The 3,266-nt window shown below is 68.2% G+C and carries 3 protein-coding genes; 1 reads left to right on the top strand and 2 read right to left on the bottom strand.

Going from position 1 to position 3,266, the window contains the following annotated elements:
* On the top strand, positions 1 to 431 hold a 431-nt coding region (locus R1101_RS0119450), incomplete at its 5' end, for a transketolase C-terminal domain-containing protein (RefSeq protein WP_026003481.1).
* Between the two features lie 72 nt (positions 432 to 503).
* Here the strand turns inward: R1101_RS0119450 and R1101_RS0119445 are convergent.
* On the bottom strand, positions 504 to 1,901 hold the full coding sequence (locus tag R1101_RS0119445) for a sugar porter family MFS transporter (protein ID WP_026003480.1): 1,398 nt from the start codon (positions 1,899 to 1,901) through the stop codon (positions 504 to 506).
* Between the two features lie 158 nt (positions 1,902 to 2,059).
* Entirely contained in the window at positions 2,060 to 3,262 is a 1,203-nt protein-coding gene (locus R1101_RS0119440) for an HRDC domain-containing protein (RefSeq protein WP_081494137.1), read from the bottom strand.
* Positions 3,263 to 3,266 lie beyond the last annotated feature (4 nt).

The following is a 3,266-nucleotide window of genomic DNA, read 5'->3' as shown; positions in this document are numbered from 1 at the left end:
ACGCACTGATCGTCGCGGTCGGAGCGTTCGCGGGTCTCGCGCTCGACGTCGCCGATCGTCTCTCCCGGCAGGGGATCGATGCCGCGGTCGTCGATCCGCGGTGGGTGTTTCCTGTACCCGACGCGGTGGTCGACCTCGCGCGCGGTTTCCGGATCGTCGTCACGGTCGAGGACAGCGGTCTGCACGGTGGTGTCGGCTCGGCGGTCTCCGCTGCGCTGCGCCGCAACGATGTCGACGTACCCACGCGCGATGTCGGGGTGCCGCAGAAGTTCCTCGATCACGCCTCCCGCAACGAGATCCACGCCGAACTCGGTCTGACGGCCCAGGACGTGGCACGCCAGGTCACCGGCTGGGTCGCCGGCCTCGACAGCGAACCCGAGGAGCGGTCGCGCCCCTCGGCGGTCGAACAGTCCGACCGCGAAGCGGGCTGAGCCGGCCGATACGAGGGCATATGCGTGAGGGGCGGTATCCGGGGTCCGGATACCGCCCCTCACGCATATCGACTAGCTCTGCATCTCCTCGAGTTCCATGCCCTTGGTCTCGGGGATCTTCGCCTTGACGAAGAAGAACGACAGCAGGGCGAAGAACGCGAACAGTCCGTACAGGAACCACAGACCGACCGCGGAGGTGAGCGGCGGGAAGGCGAGCGTGACCGTGAAGTTCGCGATCCAGTTGGCCGCGGTGCTGATGCCGAGGGCCACCGCGCGCATGCGGTTCGGGAACATCTCGCCGAGCATCACCCACATGATCGGACCCCAGGTGGCGGCGAAGAAGATCACGAAGGCGTTCGCTCCGACGAGCGCGAGTGCACCCCACGGTGCCGGCAGTTCGACATCCTCACCGCTGCCGACCGCCTGCGAGAAGGCGATCGCTGCCAGCAGGAGGCTGACGAACATGCCGATCGAGCCGGTCATCAGCAACGGGCGGCGACCGATCTTGTCGACGAACAGGATCGCGACAAACGTCATGAGCACGTTTATCACGGCCGTGATCACCGACGTCGTGAACGACTGGTTCTCCGAGAAGCCCACGGACTTCCACAGCGTCGTCGAGTAGTAGAAGATCGCATTGATACCGACGAACTGCTGGAAGACCGCCATCGTGATGCCGACCCACACCAGCGGCTGCAGACCGAAGACCGGGCCGCGGATGTCGCCGAAGGAGGCCTTCGATTCCCGGCGCAGCGTGAGACGGATCTCGCGGACACGTTCGTCGGGCCGAAGCTCGCCGGTGACGCTCGCCAGCACGGCCGCGGCCTCTTCGTCCATGTCCTTGCCCACGAGATACCGGGGCGACTCCGGAATGGTCAGCGCCAGTACACCGTAGAGGACTGCGGGAGCCACACCGACGAGGAACATCCACCGCCAGGCCTCGAGATTCCACCACAACTCGTTCGACGCGCCACCGGCGGCGTTCTGCAGGATCGCATCCGACAGAAGAGCCGCGAAGATGCCGAGGGTGATGGCGAGCTGCTGCAGCGACGCGAGGGCACCGCGGTAGCGCGCAGGCGCGATCTCGGAGATGTAGGTCGGCGCGATGACCGAGGCGATACCGATACCGAGGCCACCGAGTATGCGCCACAACATCAGGTCGGGAACGCTGAAGGCCAGGCCGGATCCGATCGAGGAGATCACGAACAGGACCGAGCCGAGGAGCATCACGCGTTTGCGGCCCCAGCTGTCGGCGAGGCGTCCGGCGAACCACGCACCGACGGCACAACCGAGCAGAGCGATGGCGACGGCGAAACCGGTCACGAAGGAGCTGAGCGCGAAGTTCTCCTGAATGGAGTCGACGGCGCCGTTGACGACCGAACTGTCGAAGCCGAACAGGAAACCGCCTACGGCCGCTGCGACGGTCACGGCGATGACTTTCGCGGCGTGTGCGGTCGATGGTTGGGTCACCGTGGAACTCCTGGATGGGACAGGCCGCGAGGGCACGAAAAGGGCTGGACACACTGTGTTTTCTTCAGGGGAACATTACGCCGCGCCGAACTGCCGACTCGACGTTTCCGGCGAGAACCCGTCCCCGGTCCGCACCTTGCTCGGGCGATTCCCGGAGATCACTTCTCCGCAGTGAGTGCCTTCGCCAGTCGCGGCACGGTCAACTCGCATTGCCACGGCCGTGCCCCGCCCTCGGCGAAACGACCGCCGATGTACTCCTCGACGTCGTCCCCGGCCGCGACGTCCCAGTCCCAGCACAGGCGCCGCACGAGTTCCGGGCTCACCAGATTCTCGACCGGAACGGCGACCTCCTCGCTCAGAGCGGTGAGTTCGCCGCGCGCCACGGCGAGACGCTCCGCCTCCTCCGGGTGGTGGCGCGACCAGCGACCGGCCGGGGGAGGCCCGGTCAGCGGCGGCGTGAGGGGTGGGAGCCGGTCGTCGGGCAGCGCCCGGGCCCGCTCGATCGCGTTCAGCCAGGCACGCGAGGAACGACGCTGGCGGGGTCCACCGAAGACCGGAAGTGCCTGCAGTTGTTCGACGGTAGCGGGGCTCGCCTCCGCGGCGGCGATGATCGCGGAGTCGGGCAGGATGCGCCCGGGGGCGATGTCACGCCGGGCAGCGATCTCGTCGCGCGTGGTCCACAGTTCGCGGACGATCGCGAGGCGGCGCCGGTCCTTGATCGCGTGGATCTTCGATGTACGTCGCCACCGGTCGGGCTTCGGCGCCGGAGGCCCGGCGAGGCGGATGTGCTCGAATTCCTGGGCGGCCCACTCGGTCTTGTTCTGCCGCTCGAGTTCACGCGCCATCGCCTCGCGGAGCTCGACGAGCGGTTCGACGTCGAGCGCGGCGTAGTTGAGCCACGACTCCGGCAACGGCCGGGTCGACCAGTCCGCGGCACCGTGACCCTTGCGCAGTTCCAGGCCGAGGGTCTCGGCCACGATCGCGGCGAGACCGACGCGAGGAAAACCGGCGAGGCGACCGGCGAGTTCGGTGTCGTACAACGTCGCCGGCCGGAGACCGAGTTCGGCAAGGCCGGGGAGGTCCTGGTCGGCGGAGTGCAGAACCCATTCGAGGTCGTTGATCACCTCGGCCAGGGGCGCGAGGTCGTCCCGCGTCGGGATGGGGTCGAGCAGCACCGTGCCGGCGCCCTCGCGGCGCAACTGTACGAGATAGGCGCGCGCGGAGTAGCGGTAGCCCGACGCGCGTTCGGCGTCGACGGCCAGCGGGCCGTGTCCCTGCGCGAGCATCGCTGCCGCGTCGGCGACCCCGCGCGCCGTGGTGACGACCTCGGGGACGCCGTCACGGGGTTCGAGGAGCGGCACCGTC

This window comes from Rhodococcus sp. R1101 (assembly GCF_000278445.1).
In the GTDB taxonomy this organism is placed as follows: Bacteria; Actinomycetota; Actinomycetes; order Mycobacteriales; family Mycobacteriaceae; genus Rhodococcus; species Rhodococcus gordoniae.
This window is presented reverse-complemented; position numbering and strand designations above follow the sequence as displayed.